Source organism: Actinomyces sp. W5033 (genome assembly GCF_051303165.1).
This window is the reverse complement of the sequence record NZ_JBPPGD010000004.1, coordinates 40,177-60,561: the sequence shown is the minus strand read 5'-3', so window position 1 is coordinate 60,561 and position 20,385 is coordinate 40,177. Positions and strand designations below refer to the sequence as shown.

Genomic DNA, 20,385 nt, shown 5'->3' with positions numbered 1-20,385 from the left:
CGTGTGCGCGGGGCCGGCTGACGATGGCCGGGAGCCCCTGAGGGCGGGCCTCAGACCTCCAGGAGCGAGGGCACGGCGCCCAGGAGGGTGCGCGTGTACTCCTGCTGGGGGTTGTTGAAGATCTCCTCGGTCGTGTTGAGCTCGAGGATCTCGCCGAAGTACATCACCGCGATGCGGTCCGAGACGTAGCGGACCGTGTTGATGTCGTGGCTGATGAAGACCAGGCCCAGGCCGAGGGCGGCCTTGAGGTCCTGGAGCAGGTTGAGCACCTGGGCGCGCACGGACACGTCCAGCGCGCTGGTGGGCTCGTCCGCCACGATGATGTCCGGGTCCAGCGCGAGGGCGCGCGCGATGGCGACGCGCTGGCGCTGGCCGCCGGAGATCTGGCGGGGCAGGACGTCCATGGCGCTGGGCGGCAGGCCGACGAGGTGGAGAAGGTCCTTGACCTTGGCCTCGCGCTCGGCGGGCGAGCCGATTCCGTGGACGTTGAGCGGGTCGATGAGCGTGTCGTGCACGATCATGCGCGGGTTGAGCGCCGTCGCCGGGTCCTGGAAGACCACGGAGACCGCACGTCCCAGCGCACGGCGGTCCGCGGCGCTGTGCCCCAGGGGACGGCCCTTGAACAGGACCTCACCCTTGGTCAGCTCCTGCAGGCCCACCATGACACGGGCGGTCGTGGACTTGCCGCAGCCGGACTCGCCCACGAGGCCCAGGGTCTCGCCGCGACGCACCGAGATGGACACGTCGTTGACGGCGTGGACCGTGTCCGGCCGGAAGAGCTTGCCGGTGCGGGACTTGTGGATGACGTGCGCGTGGCGCAGCTCGACCACCGGGTCCGTCTCCGGGTTCCACCCGGCGTACTTGTCAGCGGACATCAGTTGGCCTCCTTCGCGAGGATCGCCTCAAGCTCGGGCGTGATGGCGTGGTAGTGCTCGGTCGTGCCGGGCACCAGCTTGAGCACGGGGCGAGTCTCGAGCCCGACCGTCGGGTGGTCCGAGCGGGGAGCGAAGCGGTCTCCCGCGACGAACTCCGAGGGGCTGGGGACCGTGCCACGCACCTGGTGCAGGCGCTTGGAGCCGGCCTCGATGGACAGGACCGCTCCCAGCAGGCCACGGGTGTACTCGTGGACCGGGTTGCTCATGAGCTCGGACGTGCCCGCCTGCTCGACGACCTGTCCGGCGTACATGACCGTGATGCGGTGGGCGACCTTGGCGACCAGGGCCAGGTCGTGGCTGACGAAGACCATGGCGAAGCCGAGCTTCTCACGCAGGTCGTTGAGCAGGTCGATGACCTGCTTCTGGACCGTCACGTCGAGCGCCGTCGTGGGCTCGTCGGCGATGACGAGGCTCGGGTCGCGGGTCAGGGCCATGGCGATGAGCACGCGCTGGCGCTGCCCACCGGACAGCTCGTGCGGGTAGCTCTTGAGAGTGCGCACCGGGTCCAGGCCCACGAGCTCGAGGAGCTCCTCGGCGCTGCGGGTGCCACCGCGGGAGGACAGCTGCTTCATCTGCGCGGAGATGAGCATCGACGGGTTGAGCGAGGACAGGGCGTCCTGGTAGATCATCGCCATCTCGTGACCGCGCAGCGCGTTGTGCTCGTTGGGGGTCATGTCGAGGATGTTCTTGCCCTGGAACAGGATCTCGCCGGTGATGCGGGCGGTCGGGGGCAGCAGGCCCATAACCGCCATCGAGGTGATCGACTTGCCGCAGCCGGACTCGCCCACGAGGCCCATGGTCTCGCCGGGGCGCACGGAGAAGGAGACGTTGTCAACGATGTTGACCTCGCCGTGCTGCTGCGGGAAGGCGATGGACAGGTTCTTGACCTCCAGGACCGGGGTGGCCTCGGGGGTGGTGTAGACCAGGCGGTCGCCGCGGGCGAGCTCGGCGTCGCGCAGCAGGGCCAGGCGCTCGGACAGCGGCACGTCCTCGGCGGCGGGCTCGACCAGGCCGGTGAGGCCGGAGGCCTGGCCGCCGGCGATGGCGTCGGAGGGCATCTCGGCGTTGTCGCGCACGGCGTCGCCGGCCTCGTTCCACGCCTTGTCCGTCTTCATGGCCTCCTCGTCAGCCTGGACGTCCACCTTCTTGCGGATCTTGGGCGACGCCATGGCGTCGGTCAGGCCCTCGGAGAGGATGTTGAGGCACAGGGTGGCGATGAGGATGAGCAGGCCGGGGAAGAAGGTCGGCCACCAGTGGCCGGACAGGACCAGGGCCTTGCCCTCGGAGAGCATGTTGCCCCAGGTGGGCGTGTTGACGGCCTGGATGCCCGTGCCGATGAAGGACAGGGAGGCCTCGAAGACGATGGCGTCGGCGACGAGGACCGTCGCGTAGACCATGATCGGCGCGATGCAGTTGCGCACGACGTGCTTGATGAGGATCCACGGCACCCGCGCGCCCATGACCTTGGAGGCGGCGACGTAGTCCTCACCGAACTGGGCGAGGATGTTGGCGCGCACGACGCGGGTCAGCTGCGGGGTGTAGACGATGGCGGTGGCCGTGATGATGACGGGCACCATCGGCATGTGGGCGCTCAGGGCGAGCACGAGGACGGCCGCCAGCGCGATGCCGGGGAAGGACATGACGACGTCGAGGAAGCGCATGAGCGTCTCGGAGACCCACTTGCGGCTCGTGGCCGCGATGGCTCCCAGGACGGAGGCGACGGCGAGGGCCAGGCCGGTGGCGGACAGACCGACGACGAGGGAGACGCGGGCACCGTAGACGGCGCGCGAGAAGATGTCGCGGCCGGAGGCGTCGGTGCCGAACAGGTGGGACGCCGAGGGCGCGACGGCCGGGTCGACCGAGACGACCTCACCGACTCCCTCGATGTGGGTGACGATCTCCGTGGAGTCCAGGCCGGTCGCACGCGGGGAGTAGGGGGCGATGAGCGGGGCGAAGATCGCCACGAGGACGAGGGCCGCCAGGACGGTGACGGCGATCTTGGAGCCCAGGGGCAGCGCCTTCCAGCCCTGGAACCGGGTACCGGGCGCGGCGACCTTGTCGAGTGTGCGGCGGTGCAGCATCAGATGCTCCTGATTCGCGGGTTGACGAGCACGTACAGCATGTCCACCACGATGTTGATGATGATGAACGCGGCGGCGACGGTGATCGACACGCCCTGGACGATGTTGACGTCGTTACGGGTGATGCCCTGGAAGATGAGCTGACCCATACCCTGGATGTTGAAGATGATCTCGATGACGACGGCGCCGCCCATGGCGTAGCCCAGGCGCAGACCGAGGACGGTCAGCGGGGTGATGAGGGCGTTGCGCAGGACGTTGCGTGCGACGACGGTGCTCTTGGGGATGCCGGCGCCGATGGCGGTGCGCACGTAGTCACGGTCGAGCTCCTCGACCATGGCGGTACGCACGATACGGGTCAGGGTGCCGGAGTTCGGGACGGCGATGGCGAAGGCGGGAAGCGCGATCTGGCGCATGTAGGCCCCGGCGTCGTCGGAGAAGTGCACCCAGTCGGTGACGACCGAGGGGAACAGCCCCGCGCCGCCGGGCACGTCCGCGAGCCACTGGATGAGCAACAGCGCCAGCCAGAAGGACGGGGTCGCCAGCGACAGGATGGAGATGACGCGGATGACCTGGTCGGGCCAGCGGTCCCGGTAGAGGGCCGCCACGACGCCCAGGACGAGGGCGATGATGACGGCGAGGAAGATGCCGATGAAGGTCAGCTGGAGGGTGATGGGAAAGGCCTTGGACACAAGGTCCGTGATCCTGACCCCCGTGAAGCTCTCACCGAGATCGCCGCGCACGAGGCCCACCATGTAGGTCCAGTAGCGGAGCAAGAGCGGGTCGTTGAGGTGGTGGGCTTCGCGGTACTGCTCGAGGGCGTCAGCCGAGGCGGACTCACCGAGCGCCAGGCGCGCGGGGTCTGCGTTCGAGAACGACATGACGATGAAGACGAGCAGCGTCACGCCCAGCACCATGAGCGGCAGCGCGACGAGGCGCCGCCCGATCAGGCGGAGGAGGTTGGACACTGGGTGCTCCTTTGCTTCGGTGTCCTGCACCGCACGCGGGTACGCGCGGCTGCAGAGAGGACGACAGCGGTGCCGTCCCCCCTATTGTCTGACGTCTGACGTCAGATGGCAAGCGTTTAGGTGTGTTGTGCCTGACGCCCCTGGGTTTGCCAGGCGCCAGACACAGCGGGTGCCGGGGGCCGCAGCGGACATCCCACTGCGGCCCCCGGCACCCGGAGTCAGTCTCAGACGGTCGTACCGACCTCGACGAAGGACAGACCGGTCAGCGCGATCGGCTTGAAGCCCTGCAGCGTCTCGCTGTTGTAGGCCGTGGGCGTCTTGCGGTGGAAGATCGGGTAGAGCGGCACCTCGGCGGACAGCAGGTCGAAGATCTCCTGCCACTTGGTGAGCTGCTTGTCACCGGTGAGCTGGACGGCCTCGTCGAGCATGGCCTGGACCTTCGTGTAGGTCTCGGTGCCCTTCCAGTGCATACGCGTGTCGGTCCACACGTCGCCGCCGTACCACCAGCGCAGGAGGAGGTCGGCGTCGGAGCCGAAGACCGAGGGGTCACCCGGCGCCACGACGACGTCCCAGGCACCCTCGGCGGAGTCCACGTAGCCGTAGACGTCGGAGGACTTCTTCTCCTGGTAGTTGACCGTGATGCCCAGGGCCTCGAGGTTCTGGCGGATGATCGGGCGGACGTTGGAGAACCAGCCGTGGTCGGTGCACAGCAGGTTGATCTCGGTGACGCCGGCCTCGGCAATGAGGCTCTTGGCCTTCTCGACGTCGTAGGTGTAGACGGTCGAGGCCTTCTTGTAGGCCGGGTGGTCCTCGTGCACGAAGCAGGTGGCCGGGGTGGCCAGGGTGCCCATGCCCGTCTTGCAGATGGAGGCGTAGTCCAGGGCGTACAGGACGGCCTGACGCGCCTTGGCGTCGGTGAGGACGGCGTTGTTGAACATGACGAAGAGCAGACCGAAGCCCTGCTGCGCGGCGACCTTGATCGGGTCCGTCATGGAGGTGAGGTTGGCCACCGGCACGGCGTCGATCGCCTGGACCGTGTTGGAGGTCATGGCGTTGGTGCGCGTGGTGTCGTCCGGTAGGACCTGCCACACCATGGACTTGGCCAGGGCGGGCTTGGAGCCGGTGTAGGCCTCGTTGCGCTCGAAGACGACCTTCTGCGAGCCGGCGCCGTTGTCCGTCATCGTGTAGGGGCCGGTGCCCACGGGCATGAGGTCGAAGGCCTTGGCGTCGGCCTCGACGGCGGCCTTGGGGACGATCTTGACGACGCTGATGCGCTCGGCCACGAGCGAGTAGGCGTACTTGGTCGTGATCGTGACGGTCTTGTCGTCCTTGGCGGTGACGGAGTCAACGAAGGTGATGAACTGGGCGTACAGCGACTTGTTGTCGGGGTTGAGGACGCGCTCGAAGGAGAAGACGACGTCCTCGGTGGTGACGGGGCTGCCGTTGGAGAAGACGGCACCGTCACGCAGGGTGACCTCGTAGGTGGTGTCGTTGACCATCTTGGGCAGCTCGGCGCCGAGGGCGGCGTAGACCTCACGGCTGGCGGGGTGGAGCTCGGTCAGACCCTCCATCGTGTGCCAGTTGGCGGCGACCGTCAGGGCGGAGGTGGTCGTCATCGGGTCGTAGCCGTTGGTGCCCAGCTCGTAGGAGATGCCGGCGGTGATGGTGCCGTCAGAGCTGGTGGCCGCGGGAGCCTCAGACGCAGCGCCACCCTGGGTGGAGGTGGAGGTCGAGCCGCTGTCGCTACCACCGCAGGCGGCCAGGGTGGCGGCGACGCCGGCAGCCAGGCCGAGGGTGGAGGTGATGCGGATGAAGTCGCGCCGGGAAGCGCGGGGGGTTGAGATCGCCATTGATGGTCTCCTGAAGTCTGACGTCTGTTGTCTGACGTTGGTAGGATCACTATAACACACGTGACGCCGCTTCGTCGCCCCGTCACGCGTCACGTCACATTGTGCGCCGCAGGCAGGCTGCGGGCACGCTGTGCGTGGGGAGGGGGAGCACGGGCCGGCGCGTCACCACCCACGGACACCACGCGCAGCAGCACCTGCGCTCAATACCCTAGAACGACCGGACACCGGGGACAATGACGCCCATGGCACCCACGCGCGGCACCTACACATCCTTCACCGACGCCAACACGACACAAGCCTCGACGGCCATCAACGCGATCAAGGACTACATCCTCGCCAAGCACCTGCAGCCCGGCGACCCCCTGCCCACCGAGTCCCAGCTCTGTGCGGTCCTCGGCGTGTCGCGCTCCTCCGTCCGCGAGGCAGTGCGCACCCTCGTGGCCCTCGACATCGTCACCGTGCGCCACGGGCACGGCACCTTCGTGGGCCAGGTCTCCATGCGCCCCATGGTCGAGTCCCTCGTCTTCCGCGGGCTGCTCAAGCCCGGTGACGACTTCCGGTCCCTGCGCGACGTCGTCGAGGTGCGCGTCACCCTCGACGCCGCCCTCGCCGAGGAGGTGGTGGCCGCGTGGAAGGGCCGTGAGGACCCCACGATCGACGCCGTCGTCGAGGAGATGGAGGAGCTGGCTGCCGCCGGGAGCACCTTCACCGACCAGGACCACCAGTTCCACTCCATGCTCCTGGAGCCGCTGCCCAACCAGCTCTTCCGCCACCTCATCAATGCCTTCTGGGCCGTCCACACCCTCACCGTGCCGCTGCTGGGCGCCCCGACCCCCGAGGACATCCAGCACACCGCCATGGCCCACCGAGCCATGCTCGAGGCCGCGCGCGCCGGCGACCCCGAGGCCTACCGGCGCGCCATCATCGACCACTACGCGCCACTGCTGCACGTGCTGGAGGCCAACCGGGGGGCGCAGGGCGCCTCGTGACGCGCCCTGCCGCCCGCGGACGCCCTCGTGCCCCGGGGCGCGCCGTGACGTCCTCGTCACACCGTGCCCTGGGTCATGCACCCGGCGTCGGGAACTGATCTCACAATAGGTCTGACATCCCCTGTCCCGACCTAGGAGTCCCCGTGTCATCAGGCCTGACCACTCCCACCGGACCCGCCGCCCCGCCCACCCGGGCGAAGGACCCCGTCGACGCCGTGCCGCCCCTCGGGCGTCTGACGGTCCTCGGCGTCCAGCACGTCCTGGCCTTCTACGCCGGCGCCGTCGTCGTCCCCCTCGTCATCGCCACGGGGCTCAACCTCGACAGCGCCACGACCATCCACCTCATCAACGCCGACCTGCTGACCTGCGGCATCGCCACCATCATCCAGTCCGCCGGACTGGGCCCGCGCATCGGCGTGCGCCTGCCCCTCATCCAGGGCGTGACCTTCACCGCCGTCTCGCCGCTCATCGCCATCGGCCTGGCCGCCTCCGGCGGCGCCGGCGGCACCCAGGGCCTGGCCGCCATGTACGGCTCGATCATCGCCGCAGGCCTCGTCACCTTCCTCGTGGCCCCCTGGTTCGCCCGGCTGCTGCGCTTCTTCCCGCCCGTCGTCACCGGCACCCTGCTCACCGTCATGGGCACCACGCTCATGAGCGTGTCCGCCAACGACATCGTCAGCTGGGGAACCGCCGCGGCGGCGGCCGGGCAGGACCCCGCGGGCCCCACCCTGCGCGGCCTGGGATACGCCTTCCTCACCCTCGCGCTCATCGTGCTCGTCCAGCGCATCTTCAAGGGCTTCGTCTCCACGATCTCCGTGCTCATCGGCCTGCTGCTGGCCACCGCCGTCGCCTGGGCCCTGGGCGACGCGAGCTTCTCGGGTGTCGCCGAGGCCGACGCCCTGGGGATCACCACGCCCTTCTTCTTCGGCCTGCCCGAGTTCACCCTCACCGGCATCGTGTCCATGCTCATCGTCATGGCCGTCACGGCCGTGGAGACCACGGGCGACGTCTTCGCCACCGGTGAGGTCGTCGGCCGCCGCATCACCCCCGCGCACGTCGCCAACGCCCTGCGGGCCGACGGCCTGTCCACCGTGCTCGGCGGCATCATGAACTCCTTCCCCTACACCTGCTTCGCACAGAACGTCGGCCTGGTGCGCCTGACCCAGGTCAAGTCCCGCTGGGTCGTCACCTGCGCGGGCGTCATCATGATCATCCTGGGGCTGCTGCCCAAGGCGGCCGCCGTCGTCCAGGCCATCCCCACCCCCGTCATCGGCGGCGCCAGCCTGGCGATGTTCGCCTCCGTCGCCGTCGTCGGCATCCAGACCCTCGGCAAGGTCGACATGACCGACAACCGCAACGCGGTCATCGTCTCCACCTCAGTGGGTCTGGCGCTGCTGGTGACCTTCAAGCCGGACATCGCCACGATGGTGCCGTCCTGGCTGGCGATCCTCTTCGGCTCGGGCGTCACCATCGGTGCGCTCACCGCCATCATCCTCAACCTCCTGTTCTTCCACGTCGGCCGTCAGAAGGGGGCCGACGTCGCCCGCGTCGAGGGCCGGCCCCTGGGCCTGGACGACGTCAACGCCATGGACCGCGACGAGTTCGTGCGGGTCTTCTCCCGCCTGCACGCCGGCGCCACCTGGCCGGCCGAGCGAGTGTGGGGCGCGCGCCCCTTCGCCACGACGACGGCCCTGCGCCAGGCCTTCGAGGACGAGGTCCTCGCCGCCTCCAGCCAGGAGCAGGAGGCCCTCATCGCCGGCTACACCGACGTCGTCGACCTCCTGCTGGGCACGGGCGGAGACGAGCAGGCGCGCCTGGACACCGCCTCACTGGCGCTGGGCGAGCCCGACGACGCCGAGCAGGCCGAGCTGCGGGGCCTGTCCGAGGCCTACCGCAGCAAGTTCGACCGCCCGCTCATCATGTGCGTCGAGAGGGTCGCCGACCGCCGCCAGCTCATCGCCCGCGGCTGGGCCCGGGTCGAGGGGTCCCCGACGCGCGAGGCACGCACCGCCGTCGGCGAGGTCATCGACATCGCCGACGAGCGCTTCAGCGAGATGGTCGCCGACGCCAACCCCATCCGCTCCGCCTGGGCACGCAAGTTCGAGCAGCTCGGCTGAGGCCAGACCCGGCCCGTGAGGTGGGGCCCCTGCGACTCGCACGGGGCGCCACCTCACGTTGTGCCTGGGGGTCCCGCTCAGGCAGGTAGCAAGGCCCCTCACCCCTGAGGAAGGAGGCCGAGGGGCGTGCACGATGCTCCCGTGTCTGAGCGTCTCGCCTCCGTCGTCCTCAGGTCAGATGTGCACAGCGGCTCAAGGTGGGTGCGCAGGACCGGGCGCGGGCTCCCTCGGCCGGCACCATGACGACCCCTTCGAGGGGGCCCAGCGGGAAAGGCGGTGCTCAAGCGCAGGGGACGACCCTCGGTCACGAGGAAAGCAACAGTGAGACCGCCAGTGCTCATCAGCCACGGAAGGCCTGGAGCCCTGCCTCACACAGCACCTCGATGCCGCCAGGCTCAACGAGGCTCTCGACCACCGACACGACAATGGGGAGCTGCGGGCTCGAGCCCGAAGGCGCAAGCTTGCAGCTCCCCTTGTGGTGGAGATGGGGGGAATCGAACCCCCGTCCGACGGTGGTGCAACAGGACTTCTCCGGGTGCAGCTCGCTGCTGCTTTTCTCAGCCCCGGCGTCTCACGCGAGCAAGGACGCCGACGGGCTCAGTCACCTCAAAGTCCCGAGGTCCCCGGTGACGAAGGACCTCAGCAGTGGCTCCCTGGATGACGCCAGGAACCGGGGCGGAAGCAGTCCCCGGGCTGACGGACTTCGAGGCTCGCTCAGGCGGCGAGGGCGAAGTCGGTGCGAGTGTTATCGGCACCTATTGGTTCGCACAGAGCGTTGACGAGATGACTGTGCGTCCTCGACCCGCTTCTCCTGAACCCACGACCGTCGTCGAAACCGATCATCCCCTGTGCAGTTGTGCCCGGCTGCCCGGGCGCACACGCTCCTGACGGAGCCTCTGCACTCTAGCAGCGCACCGTCCCGCCGCGCCAGAGGCGGCTGTCACTCGCCGTCGCCCCAGCACCGCGTGTCGATACCGGTCCCGCTCGCTCCCCCGGCCGCCGTCGACTTGGAAGGATGGCCCCGTCCTCCTCCTCAGGAGGGCGAGCACGACGAAGGAGCACGTCATGGAGTCACGCCCGCTGCCCGCGCTGGAGCGCAGCATCTCAAGCATCGGTATCGGGACCTGGCAGCTGGGCACCGACTGGGGCGAGGTCACGCCCGCCGACGCCGAGGCGACCCTCCAGGCCGCGGTCGACGCCGGCGTCACCTTCATCGACACCGCCGACGTCTACGGCGACGGACGCTCCGAGCGCCTCGTCGGGGCCTTCGTCAGGGCGCGGCCCGAGGCGGGGCTGACCGTGGCGACCAAGATGGGCCGCCGCGCGGAGCAGACCTATGAGAGCTACAACCGGGACAGCTTCCTGGCCTGGAACGACCGCTCCCGCCAGAACCTCGGGGTCGAGACCATCGACCTGGTCCAGCTGCACTGCCCACCCAGCGAGGTCATCGAGGCCCAGCGCACCTGGGACTGGCTCGACGAGATGGTCGCCGAGGGGCGCGTGCGCGCCTACGGGGTGAGCGTGGAGACCTGTGCGCAGGCCCTGGAGGCCATGCGCCGTCCGGCCTGCGCGAGCGTGCAGATCATCCTCAACATCCTGCGTCGCAAGCCCCTGGAGGAGGTCCTGCCCGCTGCCCTGGCCACCGGCACCGCGATCATCGCGCGCGTCCCACTGGCCTCCGGCCTGCTGTCGGGGCGCTACCGCGAGGACACGGTCTTCGCCGCGAGCGACCACCGCTCCTACAACCGCGACGGCTCCGCCTTCGACGTCGGCGAGACCTTCTCCGGGGTCCCCTACGAGGTCGGCGTGGCGGCGGCCCGTGAGCTCACCGCCCTGGCCCGCGAGCTCGGCCCCGAGGGCGCGAGCCCGGCCCAGGTGGCGCTGCGCTGGGTCATCGACCAGCCGGGAGTCACGACCGTCATCCCCGGCGCCCGCAACGCCGCGCAAGCACGGGCCAACGCCGAGGCGGGCTCACTGCCCCCGCTGAGCGCGGACCTTGAGGCGGCGCTGGCCGAGCTGTACGAGCGTCTCATCCGCGAGCACGTGCACACGCGCTGGTGAGACGGGCCCCTCGGGCCCCTCAGCCCCCTCAGCCCCGACGGCGGTTGGCGTCCGCCATGGCGCGCGCGGCCTCACGCCGGTCCTGGGCCTCGCGCAGTGAATGGCGCTTGTCCCAGTCCTGCTTGCCCCGGGCGAGCGCGATCTCGACCTTGACGCGCCCACCGACGAAGTACAGCTCCAGAGGCACGATCGTGTAGCCCTTGGCCTGCACCCGCATGGCCAGACGCTCGATCTCGTTGCGGTGCAGGAGCAGCTTGCGCTTGCGCCTGGGCGCGTGGTTGTTCCACGTGCCCTGGAGGTACTCGGGGATGTGGGCGCCCTGGAGCCACGCCTCGCCCCGGTCGATCTCGACCCAGGCCTCGGTCAGGGAGGCGCGGCCCATGCGCAGCGCCTTGACCTCGGTTCCGGTCAGGGCCAGCCCCGCCTCGAAGCGGTCCTCGATGAAGTAGTCGTGGCTCGCCTTCTTGTTGCGGGCGATGGTCTTGTGGGCGTCGGAAGCCGCCTTGGCCCGCTCACCCGCGGTCGGCTTCCTCGGCCTCGTCGGCTGCTTGGCCATGCGACTCCTCTCCTGGCCCGTGCGCCCGCCGTGCGCGGGGCAGGGGCCCACCCTACGCGGGCTCCAGCCGGGGCAGAAACCCGGCAGGACGAGCGCTCAGAAACCCGGCAGGGTCATGGGGTCGATGGAGGAGCCGTTGAGGTAGACCTCGAAGTGCACATGAGGCCCCGTGGCGCCCCCGGTGGCGCCGGTCAGGCCGATCTGGTCGCCCTTGGTGACGTAGGAGCCGTTGCCCGCAGTGATCGAGGACATGTGGCAGTAGTACAGGACGACGGACTGGCCGTTGATGACGCCGCCGTTGATCATCACGCCATTGCCACACGAGCTGTTGATGTTGTACGTGAGTGTGCCCGAGACAGCGGCGTACTGGGGCACGCCCTGGGCGGCGACGAGATCGACCCCCGCGTGCAGGGCACTGGCGCCGGTGATGGGGTGGATGCGGTAGCCGTAGGGCGAGGCGACCGTCAGCGGCCCGGTGATGGGGTGGCCGATGGCGCCAGAGCCGAGCGTCGCCGCAGCAACGGAGCCGGACGAGGCCCCCGTGTAGCCGGCGCTGGCCTGGTTGGAGGCGTCGATCTGCGCGATGGTGGCGGCCGCCGCCTCCTGGTCCGCCTGGGCCTGGGCCAGCTGGTCCTGGAGCCCCACCTTGCGGCTCTCAAGAGCGGCAGCGGCCGCCTCCCTGCCGGCGGTGAGGGTCGCGACCTCGTCACGCCGGGCCTGCGCCGCGTCCGCAGCCTCCTGCGCCTCGGACTCAGCGGCGTCGGCCTCCTCCTTGAGCATGCTGACGCGCTCGGCGACAGCGTCCTGGCGGGTGCGCCGGTTGGCGGTCTGGGCCCGCTCCTGCTCGGCGGCGGTCAGGACCGAGGACTGCACGCCGGAGGCGATCTCCATGGTCGAGGCCCGCCGGGTCAGCTCCTCCACGGAGTCGGAGGCGAGCACGTAGGACCAGGAGGTGATGGCGGAGTCGCCCTGGTAGGCGGAGACCACGAGCGAGGCCACAGAGTCCTTGTTCACCGAGGCGCTGCGCTCGGAGGCGGCGGCCTCGCTCTCCAGGGCCGAGAGCTGGGACTGGGCGACGTCGAGCCGGTCCGCAGCCGCCTGCTGCGCGCGCTCCTTCTCCGCCAGCACCACCTCCGCGCCGGCCAACGCCGTCTCTGCGGCCGTCAGCTCGCTCTGGGCCGCCTGCAGGTCGAGGTAGGCCTGGCCGAGCTCTGCGGAGACGCCCTCGAGCGAGGCGGTGATCTCACTGGCGCGCTGCTCGGCCTGGTCCCGGTCCACGACGGCGTCGGAGCGCTCGTCGGCTGTGGCGGCCGGCAGGAGCACGCTCACCGGCGCCGCGAGCAGGCACAGGGACGCAAGGACGGCCATGCCGCGGCGGGCCGCGGGCCCTGCCCTGTGCCACAGGCTCCGTGGGTGGCGGCGTCCGGCGTCGGTGAGGCGGTGCGGGAGCGGAAGCATTGTCAGACCCTCGTGTACTTCGACAGGGACAAAGCGGATGAGACGGCCGCGATGACGATGGCCGCCAGGATGAGCCAGGGGGCGACGCGCAGGACGTCGTCGGTGCTGATGAAGGCGGTCGTGAAGGAGATCGACTTCGCGAGCCACCCCTCGACGAGGTAGTGCACGCCCGCGTAGAGGCCACCGACGGCCAGCAAGGCGCCCGCGAGGGCCGCGAGCGCCCCCTCAAGCATGAAGGGCAGCTGGATGAAGAGGTTGGAGGCGCCGACCAGACGCATGATGCCGGTCTCACGCGAGCGGCTCATGGCAGACAGCCGGATCGTCGTCGTGATGAGCAGGACGGCGGCGACGGCCATGATGGCGGCCAGCCCTGCCGTGACCCAGGAGGCACGGTTCATCACGAGGAACAGGGGCTCAAGGGTGGCCCGCTGGTCAACAACGCGCTCGACACCGCTGCGTCCCGCGAACTGCTCGGAGACCACCTGGTACTGCTCGGCGTCAACGAGCTTGATGCGGAAGGACACGGGCATCATGTCCTCGGTCGCGTTCTGGCCGATCTGGGTGTCGCCGTAGCCCTTCATGAAGCTCTCGTAGGCCTCGGCCTTCGACTCGATCGTGTAGCTGGCGATGTAGGGGGCCAGGGCGTTGGAGGTGACGAGGTCCTCGATGGCGTCGATCTGCTCCTGGGTGGCCTCCCCGTCCGCGCACTCCGCCCGGGCGGAGGAGGCCGGGCACATGTAGACGCTCACCTCGACCTTGTCATACCAGTCGCCCTTCATCGTGCTGATCTGGGCCTGCAGGAGGGCCGAGGCACCCACGAAGAGCAGCGAGACGAAGGCGACGAGGATGACGGAGACCGTCATCGCAAGGTTGCGCGTGAGCCCCTTGAGGGTCTCGGTCAGGATGAGGCGGAATCGCATGCTGGTGCTCCTTCAGCGGTCAGAGCCGTAGACGCCGCGGTCCTGGTCGCGCACGACCCTGCCGTCCTTGAGCTCGATGACGCGCTTGCGCATCTGGTCGACGATCTCGTCGTCGTGGGTGGCCATGACGACGGTGGTGCCCTGGCGGTTGATCCGGTCGAACAGCCGCATGATGCCGACGGAGGTGGAGGGGTCGAGGTTGCCGGTCGGCTCGTCGGCCAGGAGCAGCTTGGGGCGGTTGACCATCGCGCGGGCGATGGCGACGCGCTGCTGCTCGCCACCACTGAGCTCGTGGGGCCTGCGGTCCTCCTTGCCGGCGAGGTCGACGAGCTCCAGGGCCTCGGGGACCGCGGAGAGGATGTAGTGGCGAGGCTTGCCAATGACCTGGGAGGCGAGGGCGACGTTCTCCAGCACGGTCTTGTTCTCCAGGAGCCGGAAGTCCTGGAAGACGAAGCCCATCTCCCGGCGCAGCTGAGGCACCTTCCAGGAGGACACCTGGGACAGGTCGCGCCCCAGGACGTGGATGCGCCCGGAGGTGGGGCGCTCCTCGCGCAGGGTCAGGCGCAGGAAGGTGGACTTGCCGGAGCCGGAGGCACCGACGAGGAAGACGAACTCGTCCTTCCCGATCTCGATATCGACGCCGTCGAGGGCGGGGCGCGCTCCCCTCTTATAGACCTTGGAGACGTGGTCGAAACGGATCATGGGTGGGGTCTGCTCTCCTGGCTGACGGCTGGCTCCCTGCGACGCGGCGCGCCCGGGCTCCCTGCCACCGTATCCAGCAGGGCCGCGTACGCGGCCGAGACACGCCCAGGACCGGCTGTGGTGAGCCCCGCGCGCTGGGCCGCTAGCGTGCGGGGCGTGAGTCCCTCCCCCACGCCCGCAGCCTGCTTCCCCGACCCCGCCGACGGCGCAGCAGCTGCCGACACCACGGTGCCCGCCGGCGCCGCGGTGGCCTCAGGCGCTCAAGCACCCGGTGGACCGTTCTCCTTAGACGGCGTCCTGCCCCCGTTCGACGACCTCGTGGACCTGGGCTCCTGGGCCGCCTTCGAGCCCTCGCTGGCGGCCCTGCTCGACGGCCAGTCCCTGTCAGGGCCGGGCAGGAAGGGGCTCACGCTCCTGCTCACCGCGCCGTGCGCGGTGGTCACGCAGGCGCAGCTCGAGCAGCGTCTGGGGCTGCGCTCCCTGCTGCGCGGCCGCCGCAGACTCCTGCCCTCGCCCGAGGTGCCGGGCCTCGTCGTTGTCGCACGGGCCGACGGGGTCGAGGTGGACGTCCCGGTGCTCGACGGCGAGGGCCGCCACCTGCTGGGGCCCGACGCCCGTGAGGCCCTCGGGCGGCTGGGATGGGTGCTGCGGGAGGACGTCATGGTCCGGCTGCTGCCCGACGGCGCGTCGGCAGCGCAGGCCGTCACACGGGTGCTCATCGAGATGCTGAGCGTCGCCCACCCTGCCGACCTCGACCACCTCATCACGGTCACCGGCTAGGGGTGGCCAGCCCCGCACCCGGGGCGGTGCCACGGCTACGCCTTGAGCACCACGCGTGGGCATCGGCTGCTACACGTTGACGTCGACCACCTCGTAGGACAGCTCGGCCTCGGTGAAGCCACCGCCGTCACCGTCCAGGGGCGGCAGGGACGTGGTCCAGGGGTCCTCGTCCGGGTCGGCTCCGCAGGAGCCCGCGTGGGTCCCAGAGCCCGTCTGGGCAGCCACGCTGCTACCGGCCTCGGCACCCGTCTCCAGGCCGGGCCCAGGCACCGTTCCCGGGCCGGCAGCCGTCGTCCCTGGTGAGTCCGCCGAGGGCGCGCAGGCGGACGTCTCGGCACCGCGCGGTGGGCTCATGACCGGCTCGACCCGCATGTAGGAGGAGGCTCCCCGGTTGAGGTCGTGACCGCCCGAGGTGACGGTGATGACGTTGCTGGTCTGCACGGGACCGCTCTCAGGGTGCCAGGTCTCCTGGGTGAGACGGCCCTGGAGCAGGACGGGGTCGCCCTTGCGCAGGCTGCGTGCCAGGTTCTCCGCCAAGGGTCCCCAGGCCTTGGCCGTGAACCACAGGGTCTCCTCGTCGTGCCACTGCCCGGTGGCGTCACGGTAGGCCGGGGTGGAGGCGACGCGGAAACGGCAGTAGGCACGGCGGTTGGGCGTGGTGGCGACGGTGGGCGTCGTGCCCACGACGCCCTGGACGGTGATGTCGATCTGGCGGCTCATGGAAGCTCCTCCTGATGCTGGTGCCGGCGGCGTTGCCGACGTGCCAACCGTGCCGCCGTGGGGGCACCGGCGCGAGGAGTCCGCCACCCGCCTGTGGACACCAGCGTCCTTGGGTGCCCCGCAGGGCACCTGTGGAGCCCGGCCGTCAGCCGCTCAGGCCCAGCGCCCTGCGCAGCTGCGCATGGCGCTCGAGCACCCGCGTGGCGGGCGAGACCAGTCCCCGCTCCACCACCGAGTCCACACGTGTGCGCACCAGCCGGGCGTAGACCGCGGCCTCCCGTCCTGCCCGGCGGCGACGGGCCCACGCCGCCCACCCGGCGGCCGCGCAGCCCAGCAGGGCCGCCAGTACCGGCCCGAGGAGGGTGTCCCAGGCCAGCAGCGGTACACCGCCCCCGCCCAGCAGGGACAGTGCGAGCCAGGCCGCAGCCCCCAGGACAGCGAGCAGACCCGCCCACCACCCCAGGTCGATGAGCGTCGAGCGCGGTGAGGGCAGGGGGACGGAGCCGACCCCCTCAGCCGTCTGCGCGCCCAGGGCGTCCGGGCCGGCCACGGCCTCCTCGACGGAGCGCGCCCAGGCCCCGGGCAGGCCATGGGTGACACGGGCGAGCCACTGGCTGCGGGCGGAGGCGACAGCCGCGCGGGCCGGCGGCTCAGGGCGGGCCAGGGCGCCGGGCAGCGCCCTGGACAGGCTGGTGGCGACGCTGGCCTCGACCGCTCGGGCCCCCGAGGCCTGCACGAGCGCGTCCACCACCTCGGTGCGCGGTCCGTCCTCCACGTGCCTGGCAGTGGCGGCGACGGTGCCCGCCAGGCGGGCGGCGATGGCGTTGAGCTCGGCCTCGGCGGTACGCGCCGCGTTGGACGGCCTCGCAACCCGCTCGATGAGCAGCCGCCGGACCTGGTCGAGGTTGTCGCCGCGCACGGCGGAGACGGGCAGCACGGTGACGTCGGCAAGGCCGTCCTCCACCAGGAGGGCGCGCACGTCCTCCAGGAGCTGGTCCTGGCCGGAGGCCGGCAGCTCGTCGATGTGGTTGACGAGCACGAGCATGTCCTCCTGCCGGGCGCCCAGCCTGCGCAGGTAGCCGTCATGAAGGGCGGAGTCCGCGTACTTCTGCGGGTCGAGCACCCACACGAGGATGTCCGCCAGCGGCACGAGCCGGTCCACCTGGAGGGCGTGGGCCGTCGTGACCGAGTCGTAGTCCGGCACGTCCAGCAGCACAAGGCCGGCGAGCTCGTCCTGGTCGGCGGCGTCCAGGAGGGACTCGCGGCGGATGCGTCGGCCCTGGTCCACCCCCAGGAAGGTGAGCAGGGCGCTCGCGTCGTCACCCCAGGAGCAGGCGGCGGCCCTGGAGGTGGTCGGCCGGCGGGCGCCGACGTCGGCGAACTCCAGGGCACTGAGCGCGTTGAACAGGGAGGACTTGCCGGAGCCGGTGCCTCCGAAGAGGGCGACGACGGTGTGGTCCACCCCGAGGGCGAGCCTCTCGGCGACGGCGTCCAGGCCCGCGCGGGCCGGCAGGGCGAGCGCGGCGGGGACCTCCGTGGGGCAGGCGTCCAGGGCGGCACGCATCGCGGCGAGCCGGGAGTCGAGGACGGCCGCGGGGCTCGGCGTCAGGGTGGCCGGGTGAGTCATGTCCTCGTCGCTCTCCTTGGTGGTCTCACTCATACCTGCGTCCTTGGCCCGCGTCACTGGTCACCGGGACGCACGAGCACGGACAGCTCGCCGGCACGCAGACGCAGGGCGGCGGCGAGGTCAGGGTCCGGGACCAGGCTGAGCCCGGAGCCCGCCCTCACGGCGGCCTCAAGCGCCGCCGTGAGGGCACTGGCCAGGCGGGCTCGCGCCTCATCGACGGCCTCCGCCAGGCCCAGCCGGGCGGAGGCGGCGCGGGCGCCCTCAAGGCCGCAGGCGGCCACAATGACGAGATGGCCGGCGGCCGGCGCGTCCAGGCCCTTGACAGGCGTCGTGGCACTGAGCGTGCCCTCCACCCACGAGGCCACCGCCTCCTGGGCGCCGGGCCCGCGGCCCAGCAGCCGACCGGCGTGCTCAGCCGCGCCGGCGGCGGACCATGCGCCCGTGGCCTCCTGCGTGACAGCGGCCAGGTCAGCCGTCAGGCGCAGGACCAGGGCGTCACGCAGGTCATCGACGACCTCGGCCAGGGCACGGCAGCGGGCCCTGGCGGTGCGGCCGAACCAGCCCGCGCGCAGGCGCGAGCCTGTGGCCAGTGCGGCGAGAGGCCCTCCAGCCGAGGCGTGGGAGACCCACCGGGTGGTCGGTGCGCCCTCCGCAAGTACCCCGCGCTCGACGTCGTCCCGCAGGGCGCGACAGGGCCCGGCCAGCAGGTCGCGGCCCGCCTGCTCCAGGCGGCGTCCGGCGTCCCCCTGGGCGTCAACGGCGTCGGCCAGCGCGAGGAGGTCACGGCGCAGGGCGGGCCACAGCTCACGGTCCGCGCGGCGCACGAGGCCCGCCGCGCGGTGGCGGCCGGCCAGCAGCTGCATCCAGTCGCGCAGCTCACGCACCGCCCCGGCCGGAAGCAGGCCCTCGTGGGGACCGACGTCGGGCACGACGAAGAAGGGCGAGCCGGCCAGCCCGAGCCCGTCGAGCCTCTCGACGAGGTCGAGACGGACCTCGCCCAGGACAGCCGCAGGCACGCGGTTGAGCACGACGGCGATAGAGGCGCCACGGGAGACCGCCTCCTCGAGCGTGGCCCAGGGGGTGTGGTCGCCGTAGCGTGCGGCGGTGGTGACGAAGAGCCACAGGTCGCAGGCCTCGAGCAGCCGGGCGGCGAGGGCTCGGTTGCCCGCCTGGACGGAGTCGAGGTCCGAGGCGTCGATGAGGGTGAGTCCGGCCGGCTGCGCCTCGCAGACGACGGTCTGGACGACCTCGCTGACAGGGTGGGTCTCGAGGGCGGGGGCGTCCTCGGGGTTGACGACGAGGACGGGGACACGGGTCGTGGGGCGCAGGACGCCGGCCTCGGAGACCTCGGTGCCCAGGACGGAGTTGACGAGGGTGGACTTGCCCGCCCCCGTGGAGCCGCCGACGACGACGACAGCCGGCACGTCGGCGTCCTCCAGGCGCGGCAGGACGTGGTCACGCAGCTGGCCGGTCACGCTCGCGCACAGGCGGCGCGCGTCCCCCACGCCGTCCACCGTCAGTGTCAGGGGCAGCGCCTCAAGGTCCCGGACGGTGTCGGACAGGACGTCGATGAGGCGTCCACGGCTGATGACCGTGGAGGGGACACCGAGGCCGTCGGCCTGAGGGCGGGAGGATGGCATAGGCCAACACTAGGGGCGCGGTGGTCTTCTGGCCGCATTGAGCGCCCTCGGGGCCGGCCGCGTGGCGCGCGGGCAGGCGCACGGGCAGGTGGTGCCCCCACCCGGACTCGAACCGGGAACCTGCGGATTAGAAGGCCGTTGCTCTATCCATTGAGCTATGGAGGCACGTCGCCCTGCCGGTGGCGCCCGGCGCGGACGGCGACGGCCTGGGCCGCGAGGCGCACAATACCAAGCGCGCGGCCTGGAGCCGACGTTGTGAGCCAACGAGCACGGTGCCACGCACGACGTCCACGTCCTCGCAGCGCAGTAAGCTGCCCGCACCCCTGTGAGCCCAACAGGCCCCGTCCTGCCGGGCACCAACTTCTTGTGGGACACCGGGGCAAACAAGTGGGGTGCCTGAGTAGCACGTTCGGCAACTCTGCCCCCAGAACGAAGGCCCTGGTCAACCGCTTGAATCGTGGGGTCTACGGGGTGTCCCGACGGCCCGGAAGCACTGCCCCGAGGGATGATCGTGGTCCTGTTGTGGGGACTGTCGAGACGGCTCAAACTTTCCTCACGGCCGCCGAGGTGGACGCGCTCGTGGGTGACTACCTGGCCGGGATGAGCGTGAAGTCTCTCGCCGAGACCTACGGCATCCACCGCGCCACGGTGTTCTCGCACCTACGCCGGCGTAACGTGCCGAGTCGCCGGCCGGGGCTGGGTCTGGACGAGAAGGCGGAGGCGGTGAGGCTGGCCCGAGCTGGTGTCTCGATGCGGGCGATCGCTCGTCTGACGGGAGTGGACCGCAAGGCCGTACGCGCAGCGCTGGTTGAGGCAGGACTCATCGTGGGTGGCGCCGATGCCTCATAGCGCTGTTCCGGGTCGCTGGTCGTGGAGAGTTTTGCCGGACATCGTCGCTCTCGTCGTGTCTCGCCCCACAGACCGAAACAGAAGGCTAGCGTTCGGCATGAACGACTGCTCTCGCCGGTTGGCCGAGGGCGTGGA

General features: G+C 70.7%; 16 protein-coding genes, 1 tRNA gene and 1 other RNA gene. 5 read left to right on the top strand and 13 right to left on the bottom strand.

What is annotated here, in order from left to right; genetic code table 11:
* Positions 1 to 50 precede the first annotated feature (50 nt).
* From ACSJJR_RS03750 to ACSJJR_RS03735, 4 genes are all read right to left on the bottom strand, one after another.
* The gene (locus ACSJJR_RS03750; RefSeq protein ID WP_435942155.1) at positions 51 to 875 is read right to left on the bottom strand and encodes an ATP-binding cassette domain-containing protein; all 825 of its coding nucleotides are present in this window, start codon (positions 873 to 875) and stop codon (positions 51 to 53) included.
* Positions 875 to 3,016, bottom strand: coding sequence for a dipeptide/oligopeptide/nickel ABC transporter permease/ATP-binding protein (locus ACSJJR_RS03745; protein WP_435942154.1), 2,142 nt, complete (start codon positions 3,014 to 3,016; stop codon positions 875 to 877). Before ACSJJR_RS03745 ends, ACSJJR_RS03750 begins: the two co-directional genes overlap by 1 nt.
* A complete protein-coding gene (locus tag ACSJJR_RS03740) occupies positions 3,016 to 3,981 on the bottom strand; it encodes an ABC transporter permease (RefSeq protein WP_435942153.1) in 966 nt (321 codons plus the stop codon). Before ACSJJR_RS03740 ends, ACSJJR_RS03745 begins: the two co-directional genes overlap by 1 nt.
* A gap of 224 nt (positions 3,982 to 4,205) precedes the next feature.
* Positions 4,206 to 5,831, bottom strand: a complete 1,626-nt coding sequence (locus ACSJJR_RS03735; RefSeq protein WP_435942152.1) for an ABC transporter substrate-binding protein — start codon at positions 5,829 to 5,831, stop codon at positions 4,206 to 4,208.
* Between the two features lie 242 nt (positions 5,832 to 6,073).
* On the opposite strand from ACSJJR_RS03735, the gene ACSJJR_RS03730 reads away from it, so the two are divergent.
* Positions 6,074 to 6,820, top strand: a complete 747-nt coding sequence (locus ACSJJR_RS03730; protein ID WP_435942151.1) for a FadR/GntR family transcriptional regulator — start codon at positions 6,074 to 6,076, stop codon at positions 6,818 to 6,820.
* A gap of 143 nt (positions 6,821 to 6,963) precedes the next feature.
* A complete protein-coding gene (locus tag ACSJJR_RS03725) occupies positions 6,964 to 8,937 on the top strand; it encodes a solute carrier family 23 protein (protein ID WP_435942150.1) in 1,974 nt (657 codons plus the stop codon).
* Positions 8,938 to 9,413: 476 nt separating this feature from the next.
* On the opposite strand, the gene ssrA is transcribed toward ACSJJR_RS03725, so the two are convergent.
* Positions 9,414 to 9,784: a transfer-messenger RNA gene (gene ssrA / locus ACSJJR_RS03720) on the bottom strand.
* A 218-nt stretch (positions 9,785 to 10,002) separates the two neighbouring features.
* Between ssrA and ACSJJR_RS03715 the strand changes: the two genes are divergently transcribed.
* Complete coding sequence (locus tag ACSJJR_RS03715) at positions 10,003 to 10,998, top strand: aldo/keto reductase (RefSeq protein WP_435942149.1); 996 nt, start codon at positions 10,003 to 10,005, stop codon at positions 10,996 to 10,998.
* 28 nt (positions 10,999 to 11,026) lie between these two features.
* On the opposite strand, the gene smpB is transcribed toward ACSJJR_RS03715, so the two are convergent.
* The 4 genes from smpB to ftsE form a co-directional block, all read right to left on the bottom strand.
* Positions 11,027 to 11,554, bottom strand: coding sequence for an SsrA-binding protein SmpB (smpB, locus tag ACSJJR_RS03710; RefSeq protein ID WP_435942148.1), 528 nt, complete (start codon positions 11,552 to 11,554; stop codon positions 11,027 to 11,029).
* 96 nt (positions 11,555 to 11,650) lie between these two features.
* Positions 11,651 to 13,012, bottom strand: a complete 1,362-nt coding sequence (locus ACSJJR_RS03705) for a peptidoglycan DD-metalloendopeptidase family protein (protein WP_435942147.1) — start codon at positions 13,010 to 13,012, stop codon at positions 11,651 to 11,653.
* 2 nt (positions 13,013 to 13,014) lie between these two features.
* Complete coding sequence (gene ftsX / locus ACSJJR_RS03700) at positions 13,015 to 13,932, bottom strand: permease-like cell division protein FtsX (RefSeq protein ID WP_435942146.1); 918 nt, start codon at positions 13,930 to 13,932, stop codon at positions 13,015 to 13,017.
* Between the two features lie 12 nt (positions 13,933 to 13,944).
* Positions 13,945 to 14,634 (bottom strand): cell division ATP-binding protein FtsE, encoded by a 690-nt coding sequence (gene ftsE / locus ACSJJR_RS03695; protein WP_435942145.1) that lies wholly within the window; start codon positions 14,632 to 14,634, stop codon positions 13,945 to 13,947.
* Between the two features lie 156 nt (positions 14,635 to 14,790).
* Between ftsE and ACSJJR_RS03690 the strand changes: the two genes are divergently transcribed.
* Positions 14,791 to 15,414 carry a TY-Chap domain-containing protein gene (locus ACSJJR_RS03690; protein ID WP_435942144.1) on the top strand — a complete coding sequence of 208 codons (624 nt, stop codon included), beginning with the start codon at positions 14,791 to 14,793 and terminating at the stop codon, positions 15,412 to 15,414.
* A gap of 69 nt (positions 15,415 to 15,483) precedes the next feature.
* Here ACSJJR_RS03690 and ACSJJR_RS03685 read toward each other — a convergent pair whose 3' ends face one another.
* The 4 genes from ACSJJR_RS03685 to ACSJJR_RS03670 all read right to left on the bottom strand — a co-directional run bounded on the left by ACSJJR_RS03685 (position 15,484) and on the right by ACSJJR_RS03670 (position 19,566).
* The gene (locus ACSJJR_RS03685) at positions 15,484 to 16,134 is read right to left on the bottom strand and encodes a single-stranded DNA-binding protein (RefSeq protein ID WP_435942143.1); all 651 of its coding nucleotides are present in this window, start codon (positions 16,132 to 16,134) and stop codon (positions 15,484 to 15,486) included.
* A gap of 145 nt (positions 16,135 to 16,279) precedes the next feature.
* The gene (locus tag ACSJJR_RS03680) at positions 16,280 to 17,761 is read right to left on the bottom strand and encodes a GTPase (RefSeq protein WP_435942256.1); all 1,482 of its coding nucleotides are present in this window, start codon (positions 17,759 to 17,761) and stop codon (positions 16,280 to 16,282) included.
* 53 nt (positions 17,762 to 17,814) lie between these two features.
* Positions 17,815 to 19,401: a GTPase domain-containing protein gene (locus ACSJJR_RS03675; protein WP_435942142.1), complete on the bottom strand. Its 1,587-nt coding sequence runs from the start codon at positions 19,399 to 19,401 to the stop codon at positions 17,815 to 17,817.
* Between the two features lie 89 nt (positions 19,402 to 19,490).
* A tRNA-Arg gene (locus tag ACSJJR_RS03670) sits at positions 19,491 to 19,566 on the bottom strand.
* Positions 19,567 to 19,923: 357 nt separating this feature from the next.
* Here ACSJJR_RS03670 and ACSJJR_RS03665 point away from each other — a divergent pair.
* Positions 19,924 to 20,250 (top strand): hypothetical protein, encoded by a 327-nt coding sequence (locus ACSJJR_RS03665; RefSeq protein WP_435942141.1) that lies wholly within the window; start codon positions 19,924 to 19,926, stop codon positions 20,248 to 20,250.
* Positions 20,251 to 20,385 lie beyond the last annotated feature (135 nt).

Excerpts from the sequence above, each read along its gene's own strand:
- ACSJJR_RS03685 (WP_435942143.1), bottom strand. The coding sequence starts at position 16,134 with ATGAGCCGCCAGATCGACATCACCGTCCAGGGCGTCGTGGGCACGACG.
- ftsE (WP_435942145.1), bottom strand. The coding sequence starts at position 14,634 with ATGATCCGTTTCGACCACGTCTCCAAGGTCTATAAGAGGGGAGCGCGC.
- ACSJJR_RS03745 (WP_435942154.1), bottom strand. The coding sequence starts at position 3,016 with ATGCTGCACCGCCGCACACTCGACAAGGTCGCCGCGCCCGGTACCCGG.
- ACSJJR_RS03675 (WP_435942142.1), bottom strand. The coding sequence starts at position 19,401 with ATGCCATCCTCCCGCCCTCAGGCCGACGGCCTCGGTGTCCCCTCCACG.
- ACSJJR_RS03735 (WP_435942152.1), bottom strand. The coding sequence starts at position 5,831 with ATGGCGATCTCAACCCCCCGCGCTTCCCGGCGCGACTTCATCCGCATC.
- ACSJJR_RS03715 (WP_435942149.1), top strand. The coding sequence starts at position 10,003 with ATGGAGTCACGCCCGCTGCCCGCGCTGGAGCGCAGCATCTCAAGCATC.
- smpB (WP_435942148.1), bottom strand. The coding sequence starts at position 11,554 with ATGGCCAAGCAGCCGACGAGGCCGAGGAAGCCGACCGCGGGTGAGCGG.
- ACSJJR_RS03680 (WP_435942256.1), bottom strand. The coding sequence starts at position 17,761 with ATGACTCACCCGGCCACCCTGACGCCGAGCCCCGCGGCCGTCCTCGAC.
- ACSJJR_RS03705 (WP_435942147.1), bottom strand. The coding sequence starts at position 13,012 with ATGCTTCCGCTCCCGCACCGCCTCACCGACGCCGGACGCCGCCACCCA.
- ACSJJR_RS03730 (WP_435942151.1), top strand. The coding sequence starts at position 6,074 with ATGGCACCCACGCGCGGCACCTACACATCCTTCACCGACGCCAACACG.
- ftsX (WP_435942146.1), bottom strand. The coding sequence starts at position 13,932 with ATGCGATTCCGCCTCATCCTGACCGAGACCCTCAAGGGGCTCACGCGC.
- ACSJJR_RS03750 (WP_435942155.1), bottom strand. The coding sequence starts at position 875 with ATGTCCGCTGACAAGTACGCCGGGTGGAACCCGGAGACGGACCCGGTG.